Here is a 25,744-nt window from a genome sequence, read left to right as displayed (position 1 = left end):
TTACTAAATGCAGCTTACCAAGTTAGAGATCAAAGGATTCAAGAGTTTTGGGGATAAGGTAACGATAAATTTCGACGAAGGTATAACTGGTATTGTTGGACCTAATGGCTGTGGAAAATCCAATGTAGTAGATTCTATCAGATGGGTGTTAGGTGAGCAAAAAATAAAATCACTCAGATCTGAGAAGATGGAAAACATCATCTTCAATGGCACGAAAAACAGAAAACCAACACAACTGGCTGAGGTTTCACTGTCATTCAACAACACAAAAAACCTCCTTCCTACTGAATATTCTAACATCACAATTACCCGAAGATACTATCGTTCAGGAGAAAGTGAGTACCAACTCAATGGTATCACCTGTAGGTTAAAAGACATCACCAACCTGTTTTTGGATACAGGTATTGCATCAAACAGCTATGCCATTATTGAGCTTGGTATGGTGGATAACATACTGAACGACAAGGACAACTCAAGAAGAGGGCTGTTTGAAGAAGCCGCCGGAATTTCCAAATTCAAGATCAGAAAAAAAGAGACATTGAAAAAACTCGATGATACAGACGCTGATTTGGATCGAGTAGATGACCTTTTGTTTGAAATAGAAAAAAACCTTAAATCGCTGGAAAAACAGGCAAGACAAGCCCAGAGGTATTATCAGATCAAAGAAGACTACAAAATACTGAGTGTTGAACTGGCAAAAAAAACGGTACAACAACAAAAAGATAAATTCAATAGTCTAAACAAGCAGTCTGAAGAGGTAAACGATAAAAAAATCAGCTTAAACAAACAACTCGCTGAAAAAGAAGCCGAAGTTGAAAAAACAAAAGCAGAGCTGGTTGGCAGGGAAAAACTCTTAGGGTCGAGACAAAAAACTTTAAATGAACATGTCAATCGCATTCGTCAATACGAAAGTGACAAGAAAATAAAAAACGAAAGGTTGAGGTTTTTAAATGACAAAAGCGACAACCTGAAAGAAGTCATAGAGCAAGACAGGAAAAGTAGCGAGCGGGCATCTTTTTCCATTAGTAGTCTGGGAAATGAAAAATTAACATCCGAAAAGATTTTAGCAGAGGTAGAAGCAAAGTTGAATATCCTGCAAAAAGACTATGAAGATGAAAAAAACAAAACAGAAGAACTCAGGACTCAGGCAGAAATATTAAACACTACACTTTCAAACAAAAAAGAGGAGTCTTATCAATCTACCAAATCACTTGAATTGAAAACTTTTCAACTCAGTGCCTTAAAGCAGGAACTGGAAAAAGCATCTTCAGACAGCAATGTCCAGACAGAAAGCATCCATTCATTTGAACAGCGGCTCAAAGAAATAAACGAACTGAGAACTGAGAAGCAACAACAGTACGACTACCTGAAATCTAAAGATGAAGAGCTAAAAAAGAGGATTTCTTCTTTGGAAAAAACCATAGAAGTAATCAGAGACGAACACTCTCAGGTGAATAGAAAACTGGATGCCTCCCAAAATGAATACAACCTCACCAAGTCTCTTGTGGACAATCTGGAAGGATTTCCAGAGGCAATTAAATTTCTAAAAAAAGACAAGTCCTGGAGCAAGGATGCTCCACTCCTCTCTGACATACTAACTTGTCCTGAAGAATACAGGGTAACGGTAGAAAACTACCTCGAACCTTATATGAACTACTACATAGTAGATACAGAGGCGGAGGCATACAAAGCAATCAACTTACTTAGCGATGCATCCAGAGGCAAGGCTCATTTCTTTATTTTGGATAGGTTTGACACTTTCAAATCAACCCAAACAGAATTTGTAGAAAATGCAAAACCTGCCACGGAAGTGATGGAATTTGAGTCGAAATACAAGAAATTGATTTCATTCATACTTGACAATGTGTATATCACAGAAGGTAATCAACCTACCCGGGAGAATAGCAAGAACTGTGTTCTGATAACTAAAAGTGGCAAAGTGATAAACCGCCAATTTAGTATTTCAGGCGGGTCAGTAGGGCTGTTTGAAGGAAAAAAAATAGGAAGGGCAAAAAATCTTGAAAAACTTGCTGCTACTATCAAAAAACTTAAAGCCAAGTTGCATGAAGTAAATCAAAATCAGGAAGAAAAAGTATCTGACCTCCATCGCCTCAAAGAACACAACCATGAAGAGGAATTGGAAGTGGTACAGACGGAATTGCAGAGGGTAAACGAAGAGTATGTTTCTTTCAAGACCAAACAAGAGCAGTTTTCGGAAATGCTCACTGCCAACACAGACAAAAAAGAGGACATCCTTGATCGCATTACTGTGCTGGAAGAAGAACTAGAGGAATTAAGGCCAAAAGAGGAAAAGTACCAACAGGAATTGGATGAAATAGAAGCTAAATATGCAACTATAAGAGAGGAAGTATCCTCCTTCAACGAACTGCTGAATGAAAAATCTACAGCTTACAATCAGGAAAATATTATTTTTCATCAGCAAAAAAACAAAGTATCTAGCATAGCACAGGAAATTTCATATAAAGAAAATAACCTGGAAGCTTCGAAGGAAAGGATTGAAAAAAACCAGTCTGATTTGAAAATAACAGACGAGGAAATAAAACAACTTATCTCCAAAACTGAATCAAACGATGATGAGCTTATCAAAATGTATGATGAGAAAGAATCTATTGAAAAAGGAGTAAACGAAGCTGAAAAAGAATATTATTCCTGTAGAGAGGTTATCGAAAAGAACGAAAAAACAGCCAGAGAAATACAACGTGAGCGTGAATCAACCGATACCATTATCATGGAACTGCAAGGACAATTGAATGAAACAAAGCTTCAGCTCAGTTCGGTAAAAGAAAGGCTGTCTGTTGAGTTCAATGTCAATATTGATTCACTATTGGAAGACAAAGAAGACGACACTGACAACAAAGCTGTTGCTGAAGCTCAAGCTCTTTCTGAAGAAGAACTGAGAGAAAAGGTAGATAGAATCAAAAATCGAATGGAAAACATAGGGCCTATCAATCCTATGGCGATGGAGGCTTATGAAGAAATAAAAGAAAGGCATGATTTTATCACCACTCAAAAAGATGATTTAGTCAAAGCCAAAGAATCATTGCTTACCACCATAGCTGAAATTGACGTTGTAGCAAAAGACACTTTTCTGGATGCCTTTGATAAAATAAAAGTAAACTTTATCAAAGTATTCAGATCATTGTTTACTGACGAGGATCAATGCGATCTCACACTTACTAATCCTGATGCACCTCTTGATTCCGCTATTGATATTATTGCCCGGCCAAAAGGCAAAAGACCGCTATCCATCAATCAACTTTCCGGTGGTGAGAAAACATTGACGGCTACAGCCCTGCTGTTTGCGATCTACCTGCTCAAGCCTGCTCCATTCTGTATTTTTGATGAAGTAGATGCTCCTTTGGATGATGCCAACATCGACAAGTTCAACAACATCATCCGCAACTTCTCAGGCGAATCTCAATTCATTATTGTAACGCACAACAAACGTACGATGGCATCCACAGACATCATCTATGGCATTACCATGGTAGAGCAAGGTGTATCCAGAGTAGTTCCGGTGGATTTGAAAGAACTGGCTTAAGCAGCCTCAAAAACCCTACTCATTCATCAGTTCAGCTATTTCCTTTTCCAAGGCATCAAACATTAGCAAATGCCCCTCGGCATTTGGATGAAGGTAATCAGGCATGAGTTCTTTTTTCACTTTGCCATCTTCATTCAAATAGACTCCTCCAATATTGCGGTAATAGATATTGGCATCTCTTTCAGGAAATTTAGCAATTCGTTCGTTCGTGGCTTTGTTGATGTTATCCCGGTGATTGGGTTTGTATCCATAAGGCAAAATACCAAGCAAAACAATCTTGGTATCTGGTAACTTCTGCCTCAATATTTCACAAATCTTCCATATTCCTCCTTCCAATTCTTCAGGAGTACTAATGCTTAGGTAGTGATTTCCATCGGTATTATTGGTACCAATCAATACAATGGCAACCTTGGGATTAATATTTTCAATGGTGCCATTTTGAAGCCTCCAAATCACATTTTCTGTTCTGTCTCCGGAAATCCCCATGTTGACGGTCTGATATTGATCGAGGTGTTTCTCCCAAACTTCCTTGCGGTCTTCATTGTCCAGCGTATGAAATATAGAATTACCAACTAAGATCAATTGTGGATTTTTATCGAGTCTCCCTACAATCTCCTGATGGCGTTTTTTCCACGATTCACTATCTTTTTTTGTGGCTAAAGCCGCCAGATTTTTTATGCTCTGGCTATGACCAGTATCTCTGTTTTCTGTTGAAACACAAGAAATTAACAGGAATAATATTGATAGTATGGAAAATGTTTTTTTCAAAATTGCCTTCATAATGGTCAGTTATTAGATTTAGCTTTCAATTAACAAACTATTTTTAAACAGGATCGACATCAAAAGTTATTCTTAAACCACCCAGTTTTTTAAGCTTCAATACTTCATTTGATTTCAAATACAGTATCTCTTTTACTTTGTTGATATTCACTCCCTGTTTTTCTACTTTAATATATACTTCCCTCAGGTATAAATTTCTGATACGGGAAATAACAGGTTCTTGCGGGCCCAATATTCTTCTCTTTCCCAACTCAGGTAAAATCAATTTAACATAAGCGTTTGCAGCACTTTCAGCCAGCTCCTTCTCCTTGTGGCGGAAAACAATTTTTATCAACCTGAAAAAAGGAGGATACGAAAAACTTTGCCTTTCCAGTATTTCTCTTTGGTAAAACCCAAGATAATCATGCCTTACAATTTGATCTAATATAGGACTGTCCACATCACTTGCCTGTATAATGACTTTGCCTTTTTTGTCCTTTCGGCCGGAACGCCCGCTTACTTGTGTCACCAGTTGAAAGGCACGCTCAAATGACCTGAAATCCGGAAAATGAATCATCCTGTCAAAATCAAAAACACCAACGAGCGAAACATTGTCAAAGTCCAGTCCCTTGCTCACCATCTGTGTACCGATCAGAATATCTGTTTCCTTATTTTCAAAACGATCAATGATCGTCTGATAAGAATACTTGCTTCTGGTGGTATCCTGATCCATCCGCTGGATATTGGCTTGCGGAAATAGCAGCTTCAGGTCTTCTTCCAGTTTTTCAGTCCCGAAACCAACCGTACGAATACCTGTAGAACCACAAGCGGTACATACCTGAGGCACTGCCTCCTGATGTCCACAGTAGTGGCACTTCAAGGTATTGGAATACATGTGATAAGTGAGGCTCACAGAACAATTGTCACACTTGGGGACGTGCGCACAATCATTGCAAGTAATAAAAGGTGAATAGCCTCTTCTGTTTTGAAAAAGAATGGCCTGCTCTCCCCTTTCCAACACCCTTTCAAGTTCTTCTAATAAGACAGAAGTAAAATCTCCTTTGATGGTTTTCCTTTTTCTCTCTACTTGCAGATTGGCTAAAACAAATTCCGGTAACACAGCATTTCCATAACGCTCGTGGATTTCTACCAAACCGTATTTTCCTGCAAGGGCATTTTCATAACTTTCTAATGATGGAGTAGCCGTACCCAGCAATACTTTTGCCCGATGCAAATTACCTAAAACTACGGCCAGGTCTCTGGCATTGTACCTTGGAGCAGGATCGTATTGTTTGTAGGACGATTCGTGCTCTTCGTCTACTATAACCAGTCCCAATGAATCAAAAGGAAGGAATATCGCTGACCTTACACCCACCACAAATGAAAACCTCCCGGACAAAACTCCCTGCCAGACTTCTACCCTTTCGTTATCAGAGTATTTGGAATGATAAATACCCATTTTGTTTCCAAATACACGCATCAGACGGCTTACAATCTGAGTGGTCAGGGCAATTTCAGGGAGTAAATACAACACCTGACCTCCACCTGCCAAAGCATCCTGAATCAGTGAAATATACATCTCGGTTTTACCACTTCCGGTAATACCATGAAGTAGCACCGTGCCATGGTTTTCAAAAGCAGCTAACAGCTCCTTTTTCTTTTCTTCCTGACTTTCTGACAAAGTAATTTCTACCAAATTTGATCGCTCCAAATCAGGGAATCGGGAAACATATTCCTCATACTCATCAAACACGCCATTTTTCACAAGCGTTTTCAGTGACGATTCAGAAATGCCACTTTTTAGGATTTCGGATTTCTCTATGCCGTTGTTGTTTCTGTCAGATCCTTTTTCGATTGGTACCAAAGTGAGGTATTTCAACAATACTTCCTGCTGTTTTAGCTTTTTCTCTAATGTTTCGAAAAGAAGTGAGAGCTCATTTTGGTTTTCAAAATATTTGCCATTCAGCCTGATCTTCTTTAGTTTCTTAGGCTGGTATTTGTCTTTTACCTGTTCGAATAAAAAAATGCTGTCCTTTTGAATCAACGATTTGAGAATGGGGTGAATTTGCTTTACACCCAACAATTCCGACACCTCTTCATAGCTCAACTTGTCGTTGCTCTTCAGCGATTCGAGTAAAATGAATTCTTTGTCCGTAAGGTCAGCTTCTTCTCCATTGAATTGAGGATTAAGTTGTATGAAAGACTGACTGGTCAACTTAAGTCCACTGGGCAAGGCGGCATTGAGTACCTCGCCGCTGGTACACATGTAGTATTGAGCGATCCATCGGAAAAAATCCAATTGGATGTCGTTGATAGAAGGTACATGGTCCAGTAAATCAAGAATGGACTTAGCTTCATAGCTGGCAGGTGGGTCGTTGTGCAACCTAGCTATAATACCGGTATAGACTTTTCTCCTGCCAAACTGGACTATTACCCTACAGCCCTTTGCGGCTTCATTTTCGAATTTCTGCGGAATGCGATAGGTATATGCACCCGGCAGTGGTATGGGGACAATGACATCCGCAAACCAGGTTTTTCTCTCTTCAAAAATCTCCTCAGAATCGCTATTTAATCGAAGTTGTGACACGCAGCTCTTTTCACAAATCTATTGTAAAATGAATGATTTTAAAGGATAGATGCAGATAGTTTTATTTGGTGTGAAATGATTTCTATGGTGAATTGTATTTAGACGTTACAAATAAAAATCTATAGTCAGGTATTATTCCGAAATGGTTAAATGTGTGCCATGAGTTGTTTTCTTTTGACACCCCTCCTATTTATGTTATTTGAAATTTTGTATCTTTGAACTTCAATTGATATAAGTATTAATTTATCAAAATATGGGACAAAAATTTAAATCTGGCGATGTGGTGTACCTTAAGTCTGGTGGCCCAAAAATGACAGTTAAAAACTATGAACCAGAAGGTGGTAATGAGGTGATTTGTACTTGGTTCGTGGACAAAAAACCAGAAGAGAGGGCTTTTCCAGAGGATTTACTAGAATTATATAAACCCTTCTCGATTAGTACTTCTACATCAAGGAGGTCATGCGATAAGTATTATTAATATTATGGCAGAACAAAAATTTAAAATAGGAGATGAAGTAGTACATAAATCAAGTTCTACAAAAATGGTTGTAAGTGGGTATGAGCCCGAAGATGGCGAAGATGTTACATGTGAATGGATTGATGGCAATGGAACATATCAATCTCATTCTTTTCATCAGAATACACTTAAGCCATTTGTGCCTCATAGACCATTCAAGTACAAAAACATTTTACCTTAACCGCCTCCAAGTAACTGTACCAAACTAAGTACCAAGCCTGATATCGAAGAAGTATCACCTACCATTGACAAAAGGCTTCTCAGTGCAAATTTTGGAGCTTTCTTGTTGGCTATTCCATTCTGGATTTCGGATAAGCATTCTAAAACCTCTCGTTTAAATTCTAACTCAAAACTCTCACCTTTTATTAATTCTTCCTTTATATCATTTATGATTGATGCCGCCTTATCATGTGTAGTTTGATTTATTGTCACCTGATTTGAATTTGCAATAATATTGGATTGAGGACTATTAATAATATTATAATTATTTATAATACTCTGTCCCTTATTTGTATAAGAATCCGCTTCACAATAATCTATTCCTTTTGATGTAATTTTCCCCTTTTTAAGCTTGGTACTCAGGTTATTTAGGTAAATAAACTTATCCATTCCAAGGTCATCAGCTATTCTAGACACTTCCATAACACTTGTCTCTACTTGATTTTCATCCAATATAGACCTTAAATTGTATTCCTTATTGTCATCCTTTTTCTCATAGAGATACCGTAGTATGAGGTCTTTCTTTTCTGTTTGTTTCATGATTGCAATTTAAAAATTATACCCTATTAACGTAAATTTTTACGATAGCGTAATGCGAGACTCATTCTACCCAACAAATCTTACTTTGATCCATCAAAGAGTTGCCCTTTTCATCCGCAGGATACAACCAAAAGCCTCGGTTCAATGACTTTTTTTCTTTTCGAGGAAGCCTGTATTTTTTCATGACTTCTGTACCCTAAGTCGAATAGCTTCCGCTACGAAATTGTTTAAAGAAGTTTTAGTTTCCATCGCTAAAAGTGCTGCTCTCTGGTGAAGTTGAGCAGGTATTCTAACATTGAAACTGCCTTTAAAAGGCTTCTCTGGCGTCTTCCCTTCTTCTTTACAATCAGCCAAATAAGTGTCAATAGCTTCCTTAAAATCTTCTTCTAGCAGCTTACCTGTTTCTCCTTCAAAAGAGATCAGTCCTCTTAATCCTAATACTTTCCCATAGAGTAAATTATCTTCCGCACTATACTCTATACTGCCTGTATAACCTTTGTATTCTAAATGTTTCATAGCTCTAACATTTCCAGAATTTGCTTCATTTGATACTTTTTCATAATCCCACTCGGATGCGGTTTGTGAAGAATGATTGGAATCCCTTCTTTATTTTCAAACTTCACTCTTGATCCTGATGTCTTTCCTTTTTTCACTTCATTAAACTAAAAATATCCTAAAAGTTTCACCAGCTCATCGTAGTGAAAATCAGATGGCACACTCAAAAACCTTTTGATCAGCTTTTCCTTTTTAGACATAACTCAAAGTAACTGTATTTAGTTGCAATTAACAATTTTTTATTTAGGTTTTGATTATTAACATCTAAGTGACAAGTCGAAAAAAACTTATGCCTTTATTTGAGATTCAATCATGCACTTGGTCAAAATGGCTAAACACATTACATGGGTAAGTAAAAAGATCAATTACTCAGAAAACGAGAGGCAACTCCACTGGCGCGCATTTAGCGATAGCGTAATGCGTGACTCCTTCAATACGTTTTCGGTTCTTGCTTTACATGACGAATTCTGAGTATTCTTATCTCAGTGTCAGTAATACGATAAGCTACCCTGTAGTGTGGGTTTCAAATGCTCTAAAATTACCATTGTTGTTTGTTTTGTGTTTATCTGTAGGATACCGCTCGGGTTGTGATTTTATCTTTTCAATAGTGGATAAAACGGCATTCTCAACAATTTCAGCATTTTGGAAAGATTGCTCGCTTATCCGCATAAGCTCACTAGCGAAGTTTTTGGAAGGTAGTTTGTTCCATACTATTTTTCTCTCCATTCACTTATTTCACTGACTGCCTGCTGATGAGTAATAAATTCGCCTCGGTCAATTTCAGCATCTGCTTCGTCCAATTCTCGGTTGTATTGTTCTACACTGATGCGCTGATGTTCTTCTTTCCACTTGGAAAGTTCCTTGATCAATTTTTGGTCATGAACTGTAGCCAACCATTCCAACAATTCCAGTTTTAAAGCTTGTGTAGTACTCATATTAAAATACTTTTCTACAAAGTAACGATTTATTATCATTTTCAAGCAGTACAGTTAGCTATAGTGTATGTGGGTACTACCAAACCTTGGTTCTCTGGTATAATTCCCTGCTAAACTATACCCGTAAGGTGCAAAATGAAACTATAAAACAATTTAGTTAGCCTGATGTTAAATATGTTTGATCCCGAATTAGTATCTATAAAAATCCCCACCCTCAAAACAAGAAAAACAATATAAAACTGGCTTTTTTGTCAGAAGAAGAAGAGGCAATGTAAACGATCATTTCTTCCCTGATTTTTTGAATGGCGACCCTCAAATGATTTTCAATGGTTTTGTGTGAGACATTAAGCGTTTCTGCAGCTTTTTTATAGGAATATCCTTCTTCCCGCACCAATAAAAAAACTTCTTTGCATTTTGGAGTCAGATTGTGGACGGCCTCCTGATACTTAGTTTGTAATTCTTCAAACAAAAAGGCATCCTCCGGAGAAATGATGTATTCTTTTTCTTTCCAATCCTTTTCAAACTCTACCAAATGCATTTTAGAATCCTTTCTATAATAATCGTAAGATTTGTTTTTAGTAGCGGTATATAAAAAGGTTTCCAGATTTTTGATCCTGGTAAAACCATCTCTGATTTCCCAAAGCTTCAGAAATACATCTCCAACGATTTCTTCGGCATCTTCCTTCTTTCTTACAATGGAAACAGCCACTGAATGCAGCCATGTATAATAGAGATTGAACAATTCTTCAAAAGCACCTTGATCGGATGATTCACTCATTCGAGTTAACAAATTTCGGACTACTTTTTTCTTGACGATCAAAATACTGGCATCTTATTGTGCAATAATATGACTTTTTGCTAAAACTAATTTGACTAGTAATGATATATCACAATTAACAAATTGTTATGAGGCTTTTAAGAAGCAATCAACGATTTATAGTGTGATTGATCATTTTTTTACATTTTTCAAAACATATAAATGTTTACAGGCGTCAATGCAACTCCCCAATTACCTTAAACTTATCAAATACCTTTTCCGTATGTGGTGCGTCCGGTAGTTCGCCCGTCAAATCCTGCCCTGCCCAGTGTTCGTAATGTTTGCCGTTTCTCCAGAGCCTGGAATCAGATACATCGTATATTTTACCCTGATATGCCACCCAAATCTCAGGTTTGTCTTGTCCGTTTCTCAATGCCAATTGCTGGCGGGTATATGTATTCAACTCCACCTATTTTAATTCTACTACCGTAATCCCACTTCCGCCAAATTCGATATGTTCATCCTTTACTACCCCTACCCTGTGGTTTCCTCTCAAAACAGTTCTTACTATGTCCCTGAGCACACCATGCCCTTTTCCATGCAGTACTTTGATTTCTTCATAACCCAGCAACAGTGCCTCATCTAAAAATGACTCCACTTTGACCATGGCTTCTTCGGCTCTTACCCCTCTGATATCAAGATTAGGGCTAAAAGATGTCATTTTAGCATTTACATCAATACCTGATATTTTTCTAACCCTTTCATTGGAAAGGCTCTTGTATTGTGTATTAGAAAGTTTGGACAAATCTTTCAAAGCAACCAGACTTTTGATTGACCCAATGGCCAATTCGGCTTTTTTACCTCGAATAGAGAGAATCTCTCCAATAGTCTCTCCATCCTTAATCCTCACTTTATCTCCTATAGCATAAATTTCTACTTTAGGCTCTGTTGTTTTGGTAGGCCATTTATCTGGCTCAGCCACCTTAGATTCCATTTCTTTTAACCGCTGACGAGCTTCCTGCGTTCTTCTTTTGTCCGCATCCGATTTCTTTATTTCCCTGATTGTTTCTTCTACCTGCTTATTGGATTCTTTTATTATTCTTGCTGCTTCCGATCTGGCCTGTTGTATAATCTTAGGTTTTTCCTCTTCCATGAAAGATTTCAACTCCTCATAATCTTTGATTGCATCACTCAACCGCCTGTCTTTCTGCTCAATCTCTTTGCGCATTTTTTTGATCTCTGCCTTTTCCACTTCCAGTTCGTTGATCATACGATCAAACTGAACATGCGATACGCCTGCAAGTTTTTTAGCTCTACCGAGCATTTCCCGGTTCAACCCAATCTTACCTGCTATCTCCAGTGCAAATGAGCTACCAGGATTACCAATTTCAAGAGCATATAATGGTTCCAGCTTTTTGATGTCATATTTCATAGCACCATTCACTACGCCATCCAATTTATCTGCCGCCTTCTTCAAATTACCATAATGAGTGGTAATGGCTCCAAAAGCTCCTTTCCTGTTTAGTTCATGGAGAATGACTTCAGCTATGGCACCACCAAACTGAGGTTCTGTTCCCGTACCAAATTCATCTATCAGAAACAAGGTGTTTTTATCTGAGTTGTCCAAAAAGAACTTCATGTTCTTAAGATGCGAACTGTAGGTACTTAGGTCGTTTTCAATAGACTGCTCATCTCCAATATCCATATACAGACTGCTAAATACTCCAAACTTAGAGTTTTCAGCGACAGGCACAGGCAATCCACACTGCACCATATATTGCAATATGCCTATGGTTTTGAGGCAAACAGATTTACCTCCCGCATTGGGCCCTGAAATCAGTAGTATTCTTTGTTGATGATTAATTTGTATATTTAACGGGACAATACTTTTGCCCTGCTCCTTCAAAGCCATTTCTAGTACCGGATGCCTTGCGTTGATCCAGTTTAATACAGGTTTAGAAGAAAGTTCAGGACAAATCCCTTCATATTTTATAGCAAACCCAGCCTTTGCCCTGATAAAATCTATAATTCCCAAAAAGTGAACAGCCGACTCAAGAGGCACTAAACTCCCTCTAACCCGATCAGTTAATTCAGTCAGGATTCTGATAATTTCCCTTCGTTCTGCATATTTCAATTCACGAAGTTCATTGTTGATTTCCAACACTTCGGCAGGTTCCATATACACAGTTTGCCCTGTAGAAGACTCATCATGTACAAAACCATTGAGATGCCTCTTGTGCTCAGCCAAAACCGGGATTACCATCCTGCCTTCTCTCACTGTGATACTGGCGCCTTCGGGGCAATAGCCATTAGCCCCTGCCTGTTTCATTACTTTATTTATGGTAGTTCTTGCCCTGACCTGACTTTTAGCTATATCAGTTCTTACCCTTACCAATTCCCGACTTGCATTGTCTCTGAGAACTCCCTTGTCATCTATTTTAGCTTCCAATTCTTTAGCAAGAGATTCATCCAATTCTATATTTAGGCATAAAGCCGCCAACTCAGGATATTCTTCTTCCTTGTCTTTTAAGAAAATCAGAATCCCTAAAATGGTGTTCAAAGAAAGCTTGATTTCAAATAATTCTTCTTCCTCTAGAAATGTACCTCTGACTTCAGATTTTTTGAGGGCAGCCCTTATATCTATGTAGTTGTTTTGAGGAAAAGAATAACCAGCAGATATTATTTTTCTAAACTCATTGGTTTGTGTAAGTAGCTTTTGGATAGCATAAACCTTGTATTGAGGCGACAATACATTGACATATTTCTCACCTAATGTACTAAGACAAAGTGATTTAAGCTCTTCTTTTATTTTGTCAAAACCAAGCTTGACTTCTATATTTTGCGGGTATGATTTCAATAAGTTTTTCTTTTATTGCTGATCCAGTAATCTCAAAAACAAATATCCGTTAATTGAATTGACTTTCGCTGAACCTTGCTCTTCACTTCCTGAAAAATGATTTACTTTTAATTTTGCTTCCAACATGCCATTAGAAGCCTCAATCGTCATAAAAGATTCTTCTACTAAAGTCTTATTCGAAGCATTTTGTACCAACCCGTACAAATCTCCGATATCAAAACTCAGATCTCCATAACCACCAACAGACAAAGACAATGTATTGCTAGTATAGGTCAATTCTAATTCTTTAGAATCAAACTGATATGATTTAACATACTGTTCCTGATTGTTGCGGTATATGTTTAATGGGATGAAATAGCTGTATTTTCCAACGGATTGAGCTTCATTTTGATTTTTAGAGGTGAAATTAAAGTGCTTATTGTCTCCTTTATCATAAATATGATGGTACCTCAATCCTAAAATATTCATGTATAATTCAGATTCATTAATATTTGTCCACCGTCCCTTCTCTTTGAATATGGCCTGAATTAATGAATCAACATTCTGTGTATGCCAAGAGTCAATGTCATCAAACCCATGATGACGATCTAAATAATCAAGAATCGATTTCACCTCATTGTGTAAAGAATCAGACAGCACCCCTTCATTCATCTCTTTGTTTTTAAAGGAATACTTACCTGCTGTATCTACTTCACACAATGCTTCATTTTTAATTTTTCCGGAATTCAGCAAACCTCCATCTTTCAAAATTTCCTCCAATCGATTCACCTGGCTCTTTTCACTTACTGAAAACATAGACCATGGACCAAAAGAGCAGAGCAAAATAATCAGAGACAGTGAAACCGGAATGGCTTTTATATTTTTTCTCCCGGCAATGAAATACAAGCAAATAAAAGCCAACCAAATTCCCATCATAACTATGATGTATCGATTGACAGTAACACCATAATCCTCAATACGCATCCCTATGGCTATGAAGAGCAAAATGATCAGAGGAAGTAAAAGATAGTAGTAAAATCTTGATATATTTTTAATCCATGTACTCTCCTGTTGGCTTCCAAAAGGATGAATGAGAAGTAGGGTGAAAATACCCAACATGGCTACACATAAAATCAAGTAAGACACTATGCCCCTTGGCCAATCCCATAGCACCAATATTTTTACTACGTAGCTAAACAAAATGACCAAATACAACACCAGCAGTGGAATCAATACATATTGAGTGAATATTTTCAGCCCTTTTGGATAATCCTCAATACCATCCAATTCAGAAGTGTTTTTCGGTACCCCAGAAACAAAAAACCATGTATTGAAAATACCAATAACAACTATAAAAAGTTCAAAATACAATTCTCCTTTGATTTTTACATCAAACAATAAATGCAAAGAACTCAATGCAAGCACCAATCCTAAATAGAGAAACCCTGAGTATAACACCGATTGACAAAATCTTAAAAACAGATTTTTGTTGTATTGCCAAAATCCATTGAGCTCACCATGAGATAAAAATGGTGCAAATGAAACCATAAGATGAATACTGATATTAAAAACAGCATAGCGAATGTAAGGCAATGAAATATTGGTAGTAGAATCCGTTCCCGGAAGTGAAAAATACACCAGGACAAGTGCCAACACCCCTATCATATTTACTCCTGCCAGCTTTATTCCGGTTATCTCTTTTCTTTCTATAACTGTTTTCAAACAATAGAATAAAGGAATACCCAGAGCAGTTGACAACAAAGAATTGATGTATGGCATTCTATTGACCACATCATCCTGAATTTCGACCAGAAAAATCGACAACACTGAAGCAACCACCGCTGAAACGATAATCAAAGGAAACCGCTGCAAAGATGCTTTGGATTGTGTAATCAGATAGTCAACAGATGGGAGTTTAAACAACATTTGATATTAGCTTAGTGAAGTATATTGTTTGTCTTCAAACTATCAGACTTAGGTTTGGCGTCAGCAGACTTTTCTCTGTAATTCAAACTGTCAATTACTACTTCATATATCTTCTCCATTTCTTTCACACCTTCAAGATAGTATTCAAAACTTTTCTTATATACTTCTTTTTTAACCTGATGTTTTTCAAAAAGTTCTCTTTCAAATGTATTGAACAACAATTGAGAAGAATCCTTACTCAGCCGAAGTGTCTGTATTTCACTTTCCAAAATATGAACATCAATCAGAATGCTTACCATTTTCTCTCTCGAAAGCAGATTTTCAGGCTTTTTATCTGATTTAGTACATGAGGTAGCCATTAATATAAGTATTACCAAAAAAATGTTTTTCACAAATGAAAATTGCTTAAGAATGAATTAATTTTAAGCCCCAAAATAAAAAGGGGTAGCATAATTGGCATAAATTACCAACGGATCAATGTACCTCAAAATTAGGTGGAATGAAGGAGATTCTCAAAAAACTTAGAAAATACGAAATACGCATCCGCAAAGCATTGAATTCTCAAATGCAGGGAGATTACCATTCTATTTTTAAAGGATCGGGCTTAGAGTTTGACGATGTACGAGGGTATCAATACGGTGATGACGTAAGGGCAATCGACTGGAACGTGACCGCTAAGGGACATGGAACGTTCGTTAAGACTTTTAAGGAAGAGAAAGAACAAAATGTGTTTTTTATCTTAGATGTGAGTGCCTCTCAGGAAATAGGTGCTAAGGGAAGTCAGAAAATTGATATTGGTAAAGAAATTTGTGCGCTACTGGCCATGTCGGCTATAAAAGAAGGCAGTCAGTCCGGATTGATTTGTTTTTCGGATGAGAAAGAAAAATATATAAAACCGGGAAAAGGCATTAAACAGTCTTACCAAATAGTTTCTAACATCTTTAGCCTTGTTCCTTCCTCCACGGGGACCAACCTTTCTATGGCTTTCCGCTACACCCTAAACCTGCTAAAACGAAAAAGTATAATCATAGTAGTATCGGATTTTATAGATGAGGATTACCAACATGATATGAAAGCCCTGGCCAAACTGCATGATTTGGTGGTCATTCACATTTCGGATGTTCGTGAAACTACATTCCCCAAATTAGGCATTATCCCATTAGAAGACAAAGAGTCGAACAAAACGCTTTGGATGAATACATCTTCTCCGGCTTTTAGAAAAATGGTTGACCGTACCTACAAAGACAATAAGGACGAGTTGAAGAAATTTTGCCTGAAAAATGGTGCCAATTATTTGCATGTGAGGACAGACGAAGACTATGTCTCCAAATTGATTAGATTATTTAAAGTGAGAAACAAATCGAGGAAAAGTGGGTAAAAAATCATTTTTAAGTATTTCATTCCTATTATTTTATTTTATCAGTTCAGCTCAGGAAATTACTCCAAGAGGTTATTTCCTTGCTGATAGTATGAAGATCGGTGAAGAATCTGAATATTCTTTATCCATTCAATATCCGAAAAATTCGGAAGTAATATTTCCGGATTCTTCTTACAACTATGCCCCTTTTGAGTTTTATTCCAAAAGATATTTTCCAACAAGAGAAGACAGTACCTATTCGTATGACAGTGTAATCTATTCCTTGTCGTCATTCGAAATAGACAAAGTTCAGTACCTGCAACTTCCCGTATTTATGTTGCATGGTAAGGACAGCATTCCCGTGCTACCAGCAAAAGATTCCATTTTTCTTGTAGAAATGGTTACGCAAGTCCCTGACTCTTTGGTATTCAAAGAAAATACAGCTTTTCATAAAGTACCCTTGGCATTCAATTACCCATATCTAGGGATTGGAATAGGAATTTTTGTAGTATTAATGATCATCGGTTATTTTTCTTTTGGAAAAACCATCAAGAGAAAAATCAGACTATACCGATTGCGAAAAGAATATGAAAAATTTTCCAGATCATTTGAAAAAGGCATTGGCCGGGTGAAGAAAGACCACAATACAGGTCTGCTGGAAGAAGTTCTGATTGTATGGAAAAAATACATGGAGAAATTAGAAGACAAACCATTCACAAAATATACAACAAGAGAAATTTTAAATTCCGGATACGATCAAACGTTGAAAGACGTGTTGAGGAATATTGACCGGTCGATTTATGGTCAGTTTGATGATGAACAAATCCATAAGAATTTTGAAACTTTGGAAGATTTCACACTGGAAAGGTATAAACTTAGAATTAAGGAGGTGACAAATGGGTGAGCAACTTGGCAATGTGGACAACTGGGTATCGTTGAAATGGTTCAAACCAGTAACCCTGCAAAATTTTCAATGGGAAAACGAGATTTTTTTCTACCTGATTTTTGCTATTCCAATCGTTTTTTTACTTCGGTGGCTGTTTTACATTAAGTCAAAACAAAAATTATTTATAGCCCTGTCGAGTAAAGACATCAAGTGGAGTGCATATTCATTGCTAAGGTTTATTCCCAGAATTATCATTTCATTGGTTATTCTATTGGTAATAGTAGCTCTGGCCAGGCCACAAAAGACCAATGAGAAAGTAGAACAGTGGACAGAGGGGATTGATATTATGATGGTCATAGACATATCTGAGTCCATGAAGATTGAAGATTTCAGACCAAACAGACTGGAAGCGGCTAAAGACGTAGCTAGAAAATTTATCAGTGGCAGGTTTCAGGATCGGATCGGCTTAGTGGTCTTTTCGGGAGAAGCCTATTCAAGGTCTCCCCTCACAACGGATTATGATTTATTGAACACCTACATTGACGACATCTCATTCGATCTGATAGAAAAAGGCGGTACGGCTATTGGAAGTGCACTGGCTGTGGGTACAAACAGGATGAGAGAATCGGAATCCAAATCTAAAGTATTGATACTGATAAGCGATGGAGACAATACTGCCGGCAATATAGATCCAATAACTGCTGCCGAACTGGCGAATGCCTATAATATCAAAATTTACACTATCGCCATAGGAAAAGAGGGACGAGTACCCTATGGTAAAGACTTTTTTGGCCGTCCAAGATATATTGAAAACACACTCAATGAAACTACACTGAGAAAGATCGCTGAAATTGGTGAAGGAGAATTTTATAGGGTATCTGACAACAGTGCTCTGGAAAGCGTGTTTGCATTGATTGATAAATATGAAAAAGCTGAAATCAAAGAAAACAGGTTTAAAGACACTACTGATTTTTATCCTGTTTATTTGAAATGGGCTATAGTCTTGCTTCTTTTTTGGTTGTTTTTAAAATCCACTTTTATCAGTAACATCCTACTGGATTAAATACACTGACTTTAGCCTTCTAATTTTTCAACCATTTTGGTAAGTATATCTTTAGCTGCATCAGCAATTCGGGTACCCGGACCAAATATACCTGATACACCATTTTTATATAAAAAGTCAAAATCTTTAGGAGGGATTACCCCTCCAACAATAACCATTATATCCTCAGCTCCAATTTTATGCAGTTCTTCCATCATTTGAGGAATCAATGTTTTATGTCCGGCAGCCAGACTGGATATACCAATAATGTGAACATCATTTTCAGCAGCCTGCACAGCTACTTCTTTCGGAGTTTGAAATAGTGGCCCTATATCCACATCAAAACCCAAATCAGCAAAACTGGTCGCCACTATTTTTGCTCCTCTGTCATGACCATCCTGCCCCATTTTAGCAACCAAAATCCTCGGACGCCTGCCATCCAAAGCTTCTATTTTTTTTACCAGTTCCTGTATTTCCATTGACTCTTCACTTTTACTTGTTTCAGAAGAATAAACACCACTCACGGAATTAATTATTGGAGAATGACGTCCAAATATTTTTTCCATAGCCATTGAAATTTCACCTAAAGTGGCTCTGTTTCTTGCTGCCACAACAGCAAGTTCTAATAAATTACCTTCTCCACTTTCAGCACAATTGGTAAGAGCATTCAACGCACTTTCAACCGCTTCATTATCCCTGCTCGTTTTCAATTCATTCAGTCTTGCAAATTGAGTTTCCTTTACAGAGGTGTTATCCACATCCAACAGATCAATTTCCGTCTCTTCATCTGTTGTGTATTTATTCACTCCAACGATCACCTCTCTCCCTGAATCTATTCTTGCCTGCTTTCTCACAGCTGCTTCCTCAATCTTCAGCTTAGGCATTCCAGACTCAATTGCTTTGGCCATACCACCCATTTTTTCTATTTCCACAATTGTTGACCATGCTTTTCTTGCCAACTGGTCAGTTAGATATTCCAGATAATATGATCCACCCCAGGGATCGACTATTTTAGTCAAATCCGCTTTATCTTTGAGGTAAAGTTGTGTGTCTCTGGCAATTTTTGCTGAGTAATCGGTAGGCAAGGCAATCGCTTCATCCAGTGCGTTGGTATGCAAAGATTGTGTACCTCCCAATATTGCTGCCATTGCTTCGATAGTCGTTCGGGTAACGTTATTATAAGGATCCTGAGCAGTCAAACTCCATCCACTCGTCTGACAATGCGTCCTCAAAGCCATAGATTTTGGATTCTTAGGATCAAACGATTTGACAATTTTCGCCCAAACCAAACGTCCGGCACGCATTTTAGCTATCTCCATAAAATGATTCATACCAATGGCCCAGAAAAAAGACAATCTGGGGGCTAAATCATCTACTCCTATTCCCGCATCTGTTCCGGTTTTCAGATATTCCAATCCGTCAGCCAAAGTAAAAGCCAGTTCCAAATCGGCTGTAGCTCCTGCTTCGTGCATATGATAGCCGCTAATGCTGATAGAATTGAATTTTGGCATCTTTTCAGAGGTATATTTAAAGATGTCTGATATTATCCTCATGGATGGTTTGGGTGGATAAATAAAGGTATTGCGCACCATAAATTCCTTCAGGATGTCATTTTGAATCGTCCCGTTCAATTTACTGATATCTACTCCTTGTTCCTCTGCAGCTACTATATAAAAAGCCAAAATGGGTATCACTGCACCATTCATCGTCATAGACACAGACATTTGATCCAGTGGAATCTGATCGAACAGGATTTTCATATCCAAGACAGAATCAATAGCCACACCAGCTTTTCCCACATCACCAAAAACCCTTGGATGATCCGAATCATAACCTCTATGAGTGGGCAAATCAAAAGCGACAGATAGCCCCTTCTGTCCTCCTGCAAGATTCCTTCGATAGAATGCATTAGATTCTTCTGCTGTAGAGAAACCTGCATATTGTCGAATTGTCCATGGCCGGGAAGCATACATGGTACTATAAGGCCCTCTCACATAAGGAGGGACACCTGAAACAAAACCAAGATGCCTTGCATCAGCCAAATCTTCTTTTTTAAATTTCTTTTTAACTGCGATTCCTTCCGGAGATAGCCACGGTTTACCAATTACAGTTTCTTTTTTTTGATTGAATGAAAAGGAATCTAAATCGACTATTGAAAAATCTCTTTGGAATGTTACTGAATTCTGAGTTTTCAAAAAAGAGGCCCAACCAGCTCTGACCATTCTTTCAATTAAGTCCTCAATAAAATACGAACCTTCAATGGGGTTTGAGGTTTTAGTAATATAAGATTCTTCTTTGAGTATGCTCAATACGTTTTTGGCAACTCGGCTTTGCATTCTATTCGTTTCAGTAGTATTGGCACAAACAGAATCCACTCCTCCCAAGACTGCAGCCATTACCTGGGCACTATTGCCAATCATATCATCTTCCGCTTTTGGCTTAGTATTGACGTGAATAGGAATATCCATTTTGCCCGGCAGGTATCCATATTGACTTAGAATGACATCTACCAAAAATTTTAGTGCCTTTATTTTTGTAATTTCTACATAGAAGCTATCTCCTATTGTAATAGCAAAAAACAAATTACTCACAACATCTTCTATATCACAAGACCTCTGCAACAGTCCATCAACATGCAAGACCATTTGAGAGCATAACTGAGCGAGTTCTTCTTCTGGTGAAATTCTAGTGGAAATGGTAGCATCATCAATCTCAATTGCAAATGACTTAAGCTTCGGGATTTTATCCTTGGATGTCAGTAAATCAGCATAAATGTCTAACTTATGATTCAGACTATGAGAGTAAGAATTTCTAAATAAATATCCTGAAACAAGAGTAGGATCAAATTGATGCTGAAGCAACCATGCAAAATAGTTTTTATAAAATTCAGGTAAATCACTTGTTCTAAAACTAAGGTGACAACAATCAGGATATACACCAGACAAAACTTCATTAAATGAAAAGCTATTGTCAGCCGTTAACATTACTCCATCAGCACCATTTTTCAGCACATCAAGAATAGACTTATTATCATTGGCCTGGTGAACAAGATTCAGACAAGTCGGTGAGGAAAACAACAACTCGCTATTTTTGCTTACCAATTCGCTTCGGGAATTCTTATGATGTATGATAGGAATTTCAATTTCGCTTCCAATATGCCAATTCAAAGTACCAATAGGTTTGTCTTTCAAATCTTTCTCAATATTTTTTCTCCATTCGGAAAAAGAAACCTCTTTAAACTCATCGAAACCGAACTCCTTGTTAAGCATAAATTATATCTTCTCTTCTTGTAAAAATAGCCATTTCAAATTTTATATGCTTCCATCTATGGTTTCATTTTATTAGTATTAAAAAAATACGACTCAAATTTTAAAATTGTATTTTTTAAAGAATTTTAAAATAAAAAATGACCTATGAAGCCTTTTTAGTGGATTATAAAAAGTCAATACGAAAATGATTTTTTTCTTACTTTTTTTTTCTACAATTTTGATGTCCGCTATGGAATTAATCATCCGTTAAAGATTTTAAACCACCAATTTAATAATCTCCAATGCATAACAAAATATGGGATACCTGTTTGTCTTTTATTGAGGGGAAAATTCCTGAACAAAGCTATAAAACGTGGTTTAAGCCCATTATTCCAATAAAATTTGAAAATAGTGTATTAACCATACAGGTTCCTACTCAGTTCTTTTATGAGTGGTTAGAAGATAATTATGTTAATATACTTAAAGAATCAATTAAACTTACCATAGGCCCAAATGGCAAACTAGAGTATTCTGTAATTGTTGACAATGGAAATCATGCCAATAAGCCATACACGGTCAATTTGGCGCAAAAAAACAGTCATTCTAAAGTTGGACAAAACTACGGAGGTGCCAGAGAACCATATAAGAGCCCTTTTTCACTTCCAGAGGTAGATAACCACTATCAGGACTCCAACCTCAATATTGAATATACATTTGATACCTATATAGAAGGAGACTGCAACAGGCTGGGCAGGTCGGCTGGTTATGCGGTAGCTACCAAGCCCGGAGTAACATCATTCAACCCTCTCATGATTTATGGAGGTGTTGGTCTCGGAAAAACACATTTGGTTCAGGCAATTGGCAACAAGATTAAAGAAACCACGCCTGGTAGTTTTGTTTTATATGTGGCTTCTGAAAAGTTTGCCAATCAGTTTATAGAATCTTTGAAAAACAACAACCTTCAGGAATTTACAAACTTCTACCTCAATGCTGATACTCTGATCATTGACGATGTGCAGTTCTTTAAAGATAAAGTAAAAACTCAGGAAATATTTTTCCATATATTCAATCACCTGCATCAAAACGGAAAGCAAATAGTGATGACTTCTGACTGCCCTCCTACTGAACTGAAAGGCTTGCAGGAGCGTTTAGTTTCCCGATTCAAATGGGGACTGACCGCAGATTTGCAACAACCTGACTTTGAAACCAGGCTTGCCATCATACAAAAGAAGCTTCAGGATGACGGATTGAAAATTGAAGACAAGGTTTTGGAATATTTGGCTTATAGTGTTGATACCAACATTCGGGAATTAGAAGGAGTACTGATTTCACTTGTGGCTCATTCATCACTTAATAAAACTCCAATTGATTTGGAATTGGCTAAGCAAACCCTGAAGTCAATAGTGAAAAATATAGAATCAGAGGTCGGGATAGATTACATACAAAAAACAGTCTCTGAATATTTCAACGTACCCACAGACGAATTGAAAGCCAAAACAAGAAAGAAGGAAATTGTGATTGCGAGGCAATTGGCTATGTATTTTACCAAAGACTACACCAATCACTCATTGAAAAGTATTGGAAGCCACTTTGGAGGAAGAGATCACAGTACTGTTATACATGCATTACAATCTGTAAGTGATATGCTTGATACAGATGCAAGATTCAGGTCATCAGTAAATGAACTGAAGAAAAAATTCAGTATGAAAGCTATTTGATTTTCAATCAAATTTTAAGAAAACAAAAAGAAGCTGTTTCAAAAGGGTTAAGCAGTTGCCGGACTCCTGACTGCCGTTAGGCAAGTTGTTCCGGTATCCCTTTGGAAACGCAGCAATAGCTGTTTCTAGGACTGATTCCAGAATACCTGTCTGACGACAGTCAGGAATATGGGAATTATTTAACTTTTGAAACAGCCTCTTTTCGTTTTTAACGGACTAGCCAAGCTAATTCCTAAAACATATAAGGGTAATACACTTTCTTCCCTCTACTGTTGATACCGGAAATAATTACCCTGCCTCTGATCTTTACCAGTATATCTTCCAATTTTTCAGGTGACTCTATCGGTGTATTGTTAATTTCAGTAATGATGAATGATTGGGGAATATCCAACTTGCTGAAGAAACCAGCACCAATTTCTACGACCTTCACCCCTCCTTCAATACCCAATAAATTTTGCTCTACTTTAGACACCTTTTCAAAGGTGACTTTTAACGATTCAGACTTATAAATCACTTTTTTGATCACTTCAGTGGTACCTTCTCTATTGGTTAAGATCACATTCTTAACCATAGCCTTGTCACCCCTTTTAATTTTAAGAACCATTTCATCGCCCGGGTACAAATAGCCTAATCTTTCTTCCAAATCACTTTTCCCTTCTATCACTTTATCATTGATAGCCAAAATAATATCCCCTTTTTTCAATCCTGCTTTATCAGAAGCCCAATTATCCTGTACATGAGTAATGATCACCCCATTCAACCCTTCAACCTCTAGTTCCTGAGCAATTTTGCTATCTATATCAATATACTCCGCTCCCAAAAACACCTTTTGAACCTCACCATAATTGATTAAATCTGATGCCACTTTTTTTACTATATCAACTGGGATTGCAAAACCATAGCCGGCATAAGACCCGGTTCTTGACAGTATTGCGGTATTTATTCCAATCAATTCCCCTTTGACATTGACCAGTGCCCCTCCACTATTTCCAGGATTAATAGCCGCATCTGTTTGTATGAAAGATTCTATTGGAAATTTATCTCTGAGGATGTTGATGTTCCTTCCTTTAGCCGAAACGATACCGGCCGTAACCGTGGAAGTCAGGTTGAAAGGATTTCCAACTGCCAAAACCCATTCTCCAACCTGCACACCTTCTGAACTACCCAGGTTAATTAAAGGGAAATCATTGCCCTCAAGCTTGATCACAGCCAAATCCGTGGATGGATCGGTACCAATCAACTCAGCATTATAAGTTCGCTTGTTGTGGATCACTTCAATTTCATCAGCATCTTCTATCACATGGTTGTTGGTAATGATGTATCCATCTTTGGAATAAAAAACCCCCGAACCGGTGCTTACCTGCTGTGAGGTTCTTGGCTCGAAAAACCAATCCATCCAGTGCCCTGAGCTATACCTCACATTGCTCACGTTTTTGATAAAAACCACTGATGGAGTACTCAGTTTTGAAGCTTCTACAAATCCTCCCTCGACACTGGGGTCAATCTTTCTTTGCACCGTATTGTTAACCTTTGATGGAATTCCCATATCTACAGAATTGCCTTCATAAAGCACTTGATGAACCTCTTTAGATTGGTTCAATTCCATATTTCTATCTACATAGCTCAACGCACCAAACACTCCGACACTTCCAGCTATCAATGCTACAACAACGGTTTTAACTAAATTCATCTCTTCTGTTTTGTTATGTAAAAGTTGAATCGAAAGAGAATCTTGTCTCAAACAATCAATTCTAAAATAAGTATTGAAAGTTACGGACAGAAAATAATAGTGTTGGTAGGAAAGCTGTTAAAAAAGGTTAAATAAGCCTGATTACTTATTTTCTAACCATTTGAGTGCCATAGGAAGAGACTTAAAATAATTGACACTGGCTTTTTTATTGTTGACAATAGTTTGTTGAATATTGTCGATGGAATATTTGGCAAATACATCTTCCGGCAATACCACCGCTGCATATTTGACTCCTGCTCCAACCATTTCTTTAGTATAAGCCCCACCAATGTATTTTTCCGAATCGTTATCCAAAATCTCCATCTCTCTGGCATCATAAAGCACTTTGACAGCTTTCTCAAAAATAACTGCGTCAAGAATTCGGAACCCGATTGATGATATTTCATCAAAAGTGGCAAAGCCTTTCCATACACTTGACAGCACTTTGGTAGAGGGATTCCAAAATACTTTTACATAAGGTTTGTCAAGGTAAATTTTAGCGTTCTGCGGTATGGTCAGGGTTTCGGTCATATACTGGAAATAAAGTATAAAATTAGAAACTAATTTTATC

General features: G+C 37.4%; 22 protein-coding genes and 1 pseudogene. 7 read left to right on the top strand and 16 right to left on the bottom strand.

Features of this window, described 5'->3' with window-relative positions; genetic code table 11:
- The first annotated feature begins 7 nt into the window (after window positions 1-7).
- A complete protein-coding gene (gene smc / locus AAOP42_RS15805) occupies window positions 8-3,562 on the top strand; it encodes a chromosome segregation protein SMC (protein WP_349529510.1) in 3,555 nt (1,184 codons plus the stop codon).
- 15 nt (window positions 3,563-3,577) lie between these two features.
- Here the strand turns inward: smc and AAOP42_RS15800 are convergent, their stop codons facing one another.
- Together AAOP42_RS15800 and priA are read right to left on the bottom strand one after the other, a co-directional pair.
- Window positions 3,578-4,342 (bottom strand): GDSL-type esterase/lipase family protein, encoded by a 765-nt coding sequence (locus AAOP42_RS15800; RefSeq protein ID WP_349529509.1) that lies wholly within the window; start codon window positions 4,340-4,342, stop codon window positions 3,578-3,580.
- Window positions 4,343-4,385: 43 nt separating this feature from the next.
- Window positions 4,386-6,908 carry a replication restart helicase PriA gene (gene priA / locus AAOP42_RS15795; protein WP_349529508.1) on the bottom strand — a complete coding sequence of 841 codons (2,523 nt, stop codon included), beginning with the start codon at window positions 6,906-6,908 and terminating at the stop codon, window positions 4,386-4,388.
- Window positions 6,909-7,161: 253 nt separating this feature from the next.
- Here priA and AAOP42_RS15790 point away from each other — a divergent pair, with 253 nt between their 5' ends.
- Together AAOP42_RS15790 and AAOP42_RS15785 are read left to right on the top strand one after the other, a co-directional pair.
- The gene (locus tag AAOP42_RS15790; protein WP_349529507.1) at window positions 7,162-7,386 is read left to right on the top strand and encodes a YodC family protein; all 225 of its coding nucleotides are present in this window, start codon (window positions 7,162-7,164) and stop codon (window positions 7,384-7,386) included.
- Window positions 7,387-7,390: 4 nt separating this feature from the next.
- Window positions 7,391-7,606, top strand: a complete 216-nt coding sequence (locus AAOP42_RS15785) for a YodC family protein (RefSeq protein WP_349529506.1) — start codon at window positions 7,391-7,393, stop codon at window positions 7,604-7,606.
- Here AAOP42_RS15785 and AAOP42_RS15780 read toward each other — a convergent pair.
- The 10 genes from AAOP42_RS15780 to AAOP42_RS15735 all read right to left on the bottom strand — a co-directional run bounded on the left by AAOP42_RS15780 (window position 7,603) and on the right by AAOP42_RS15735 (window position 15,585).
- The gene (locus AAOP42_RS15780; RefSeq protein WP_349529505.1) at window positions 7,603-8,184 is read right to left on the bottom strand and encodes a hypothetical protein; all 582 of its coding nucleotides are present in this window, start codon (window positions 8,182-8,184) and stop codon (window positions 7,603-7,605) included. The genes AAOP42_RS15785 and AAOP42_RS15780 overlap by 4 nt on opposite strands.
- Window positions 8,185-8,364: 180 nt before the next feature.
- On the bottom strand, window positions 8,365-8,700 hold the full coding sequence (locus tag AAOP42_RS15775; RefSeq protein WP_349529504.1) for a type II toxin-antitoxin system HicB family antitoxin: 336 nt from the start codon (window positions 8,698-8,700) through the stop codon (window positions 8,365-8,367).
- Window positions 8,697-8,837 (bottom strand): type II toxin-antitoxin system HicA family toxin, encoded by a 141-nt coding sequence (locus AAOP42_RS15770; RefSeq protein ID WP_349529503.1) that lies wholly within the window; start codon window positions 8,835-8,837, stop codon window positions 8,697-8,699. Before AAOP42_RS15770 ends, AAOP42_RS15775 begins: the two co-directional genes overlap by 4 nt.
- 406 nt (window positions 8,838-9,243) lie before the next feature.
- The gene (locus AAOP42_RS15765) at window positions 9,244-9,465 is read right to left on the bottom strand and encodes a hypothetical protein (protein ID WP_349529502.1); all 222 of its coding nucleotides are present in this window, start codon (window positions 9,463-9,465) and stop codon (window positions 9,244-9,246) included.
- Window positions 9,450-9,674: a hypothetical protein gene (locus AAOP42_RS15760; protein WP_349529501.1), complete on the bottom strand. Its 225-nt coding sequence runs from the start codon at window positions 9,672-9,674 to the stop codon at window positions 9,450-9,452. The genes AAOP42_RS15765 and AAOP42_RS15760 overlap by 16 nt, the downstream gene beginning before the upstream one ends.
- A 214-nt stretch (window positions 9,675-9,888) precedes the next feature.
- Entirely contained in the window at window positions 9,889-10,452 is a 564-nt protein-coding gene (locus AAOP42_RS15755; protein WP_349529500.1) for an RNA polymerase sigma factor, read from the bottom strand.
- A 214-nt stretch (window positions 10,453-10,666) separates the two neighbouring features.
- Window positions 10,667-10,894, bottom strand: coding sequence for a cytochrome b5 domain-containing protein (locus AAOP42_RS15750; protein ID WP_349529499.1), 228 nt, complete (start codon window positions 10,892-10,894; stop codon window positions 10,667-10,669).
- Between the two features lie 6 nt (window positions 10,895-10,900).
- A complete protein-coding gene (locus tag AAOP42_RS15745; RefSeq protein WP_349529498.1) occupies window positions 10,901-13,288 on the bottom strand; it encodes an endonuclease MutS2 in 2,388 nt (795 codons plus the stop codon).
- 12 nt (window positions 13,289-13,300) lie between these two features.
- Window positions 13,301-15,193 carry a DUF4153 domain-containing protein gene (locus AAOP42_RS15740; protein WP_349529497.1) on the bottom strand — a complete coding sequence of 631 codons (1,893 nt, stop codon included), beginning with the start codon at window positions 15,191-15,193 and terminating at the stop codon, window positions 13,301-13,303.
- 11 nt (window positions 15,194-15,204) lie between these two features.
- A complete protein-coding gene (locus AAOP42_RS15735; RefSeq protein WP_349529496.1) occupies window positions 15,205-15,585 on the bottom strand; it encodes a DUF4296 domain-containing protein in 381 nt (126 codons plus the stop codon).
- Between the two features lie 107 nt (window positions 15,586-15,692).
- On the opposite strand from AAOP42_RS15735, the gene AAOP42_RS15730 reads away from it, so the two are divergent.
- The 3 genes from AAOP42_RS15730 to AAOP42_RS15720 are packed head-to-tail and all read left to right on the top strand — an operon-like array spanning window position 15,693 to window position 18,499.
- Window positions 15,693-16,571 carry a DUF58 domain-containing protein gene (locus tag AAOP42_RS15730; RefSeq protein WP_349529495.1) on the top strand — a complete coding sequence of 293 codons (879 nt, stop codon included), beginning with the start codon at window positions 15,693-15,695 and terminating at the stop codon, window positions 16,569-16,571.
- Window positions 16,564-17,454: a hypothetical protein gene (locus AAOP42_RS15725; RefSeq protein ID WP_349529494.1), complete on the top strand. Its 891-nt coding sequence runs from the start codon at window positions 16,564-16,566 to the stop codon at window positions 17,452-17,454. Before AAOP42_RS15730 ends, AAOP42_RS15725 begins: the two co-directional genes overlap by 8 nt.
- Window positions 17,447-18,499 carry a vWA domain-containing protein gene (locus AAOP42_RS15720; protein WP_349529493.1) on the top strand — a complete coding sequence of 351 codons (1,053 nt, stop codon included), beginning with the start codon at window positions 17,447-17,449 and terminating at the stop codon, window positions 18,497-18,499. The genes AAOP42_RS15725 and AAOP42_RS15720 overlap by 8 nt, the downstream gene beginning before the upstream one ends.
- An 11-nt stretch (window positions 18,500-18,510) precedes the next feature.
- Here the strand turns inward: AAOP42_RS15720 and scpA are convergent, their stop codons facing one another.
- Window positions 18,511-20,700 carry a methylmalonyl-CoA mutase gene (scpA, locus tag AAOP42_RS15715; RefSeq protein ID WP_502947669.1) on the bottom strand — a complete coding sequence of 730 codons (2,190 nt, stop codon included), beginning with the start codon at window positions 20,698-20,700 and terminating at the stop codon, window positions 18,511-18,513.
- A pseudogene (locus AAOP42_RS15710) lies at window positions 20,680-21,462 on the bottom strand (methylmalonyl-CoA mutase family protein); the annotation flags it as partial. The pseudogene AAOP42_RS15710 and the gene scpA, both read right to left, overlap by 21 nt.
- Window positions 21,463-22,028: 566 nt before the next feature.
- Between AAOP42_RS15710 and dnaA the strand changes: the two are divergent.
- A complete protein-coding gene (gene dnaA / locus AAOP42_RS15705; RefSeq protein WP_349529492.1) occupies window positions 22,029-23,444 on the top strand; it encodes a chromosomal replication initiator protein DnaA in 1,416 nt (471 codons plus the stop codon).
- 232 nt (window positions 23,445-23,676) lie between these two features.
- Here dnaA and AAOP42_RS15700 read toward each other — a convergent pair whose 3' ends face one another.
- Together AAOP42_RS15700 and AAOP42_RS15695 are read right to left on the bottom strand one after the other, a co-directional pair.
- Window positions 23,677-25,134 carry a S1C family serine protease gene (locus tag AAOP42_RS15700; protein ID WP_349529491.1) on the bottom strand — a complete coding sequence of 486 codons (1,458 nt, stop codon included), beginning with the start codon at window positions 25,132-25,134 and terminating at the stop codon, window positions 23,677-23,679.
- 141 nt (window positions 25,135-25,275) lie between these two features.
- On the bottom strand, window positions 25,276-25,704 hold the full coding sequence (locus AAOP42_RS15695; protein ID WP_349529490.1) for a hypothetical protein: 429 nt from the start codon (window positions 25,702-25,704) through the stop codon (window positions 25,276-25,278).
- Between the last annotated feature and the right edge of the window lie 40 nt (window positions 25,705-25,744).

Source organism: Reichenbachiella sp. MALMAid0571 (assembly GCF_040151475.1).
GTDB lineage: Bacteria > Bacteroidota > Bacteroidia > Cytophagales > Cyclobacteriaceae > CAXBNB01.
The sequence above is the reverse complement of the archived record's forward strand: the minus strand, read 5'-3'. Positions and strand labels throughout refer to the sequence as shown.

Excerpts from the sequence above, each read along its gene's own strand:
- smc (WP_349529510.1), top strand. The coding sequence starts at position 8 with ATGCAGCTTACCAAGTTAGAGATCAAAGGATTCAAGAGTTTTGGGGAT.
- AAOP42_RS15800 (WP_349529509.1), bottom strand. The coding sequence starts at position 4,342 with ATGAAGGCAATTTTGAAAAAAACATTTTCCATACTATCAATATTATTC.
- AAOP42_RS15790 (WP_349529507.1), top strand. The coding sequence starts at position 7,162 with ATGGGACAAAAATTTAAATCTGGCGATGTGGTGTACCTTAAGTCTGGT.
- AAOP42_RS15785 (WP_349529506.1), top strand. The coding sequence starts at position 7,391 with ATGGCAGAACAAAAATTTAAAATAGGAGATGAAGTAGTACATAAATCA.
- AAOP42_RS15780 (WP_349529505.1), bottom strand. The coding sequence starts at position 8,184 with ATGAAACAAACAGAAAAGAAAGACCTCATACTACGGTATCTCTATGAG.
- AAOP42_RS15775 (WP_349529504.1), bottom strand. The coding sequence starts at position 8,700 with ATGAAACATTTAGAATACAAAGGTTATACAGGCAGTATAGAGTATAGT.
- AAOP42_RS15765 (WP_349529502.1), bottom strand. The coding sequence starts at position 9,465 with ATGGAGAGAAAAATAGTATGGAACAAACTACCTTCCAAAAACTTCGCT.
- AAOP42_RS15760 (WP_349529501.1), bottom strand. The coding sequence starts at position 9,674 with ATGAGTACTACACAAGCTTTAAAACTGGAATTGTTGGAATGGTTGGCT.
- AAOP42_RS15755 (WP_349529500.1), bottom strand. The coding sequence starts at position 10,452 with ATGAGTGAATCATCCGATCAAGGTGCTTTTGAAGAATTGTTCAATCTC.
- AAOP42_RS15740 (WP_349529497.1), bottom strand. The coding sequence starts at position 15,193 with ATGTTGTTTAAACTCCCATCTGTTGACTATCTGATTACACAATCCAAA.
- AAOP42_RS15730 (WP_349529495.1), top strand. The coding sequence starts at position 15,693 with ATGAAGGAGATTCTCAAAAAACTTAGAAAATACGAAATACGCATCCGC.
- AAOP42_RS15720 (WP_349529493.1), top strand. The coding sequence starts at position 17,447 with ATGGGTGAGCAACTTGGCAATGTGGACAACTGGGTATCGTTGAAATGG.
- scpA (WP_502947669.1), bottom strand. The coding sequence starts at position 20,700 with ATGGTCAGAGCTGGTTGGGCCTCTTTTTTGAAAACTCAGAATTCAGTA.
- dnaA (WP_349529492.1), top strand. The coding sequence starts at position 22,029 with ATGCATAACAAAATATGGGATACCTGTTTGTCTTTTATTGAGGGGAAA.
- AAOP42_RS15700 (WP_349529491.1), bottom strand. The coding sequence starts at position 25,134 with ATGAATTTAGTTAAAACCGTTGTTGTAGCATTGATAGCTGGAAGTGTC.
- AAOP42_RS15695 (WP_349529490.1), bottom strand. The coding sequence starts at position 25,704 with ATGACCGAAACCCTGACCATACCGCAGAACGCTAAAATTTACCTTGAC.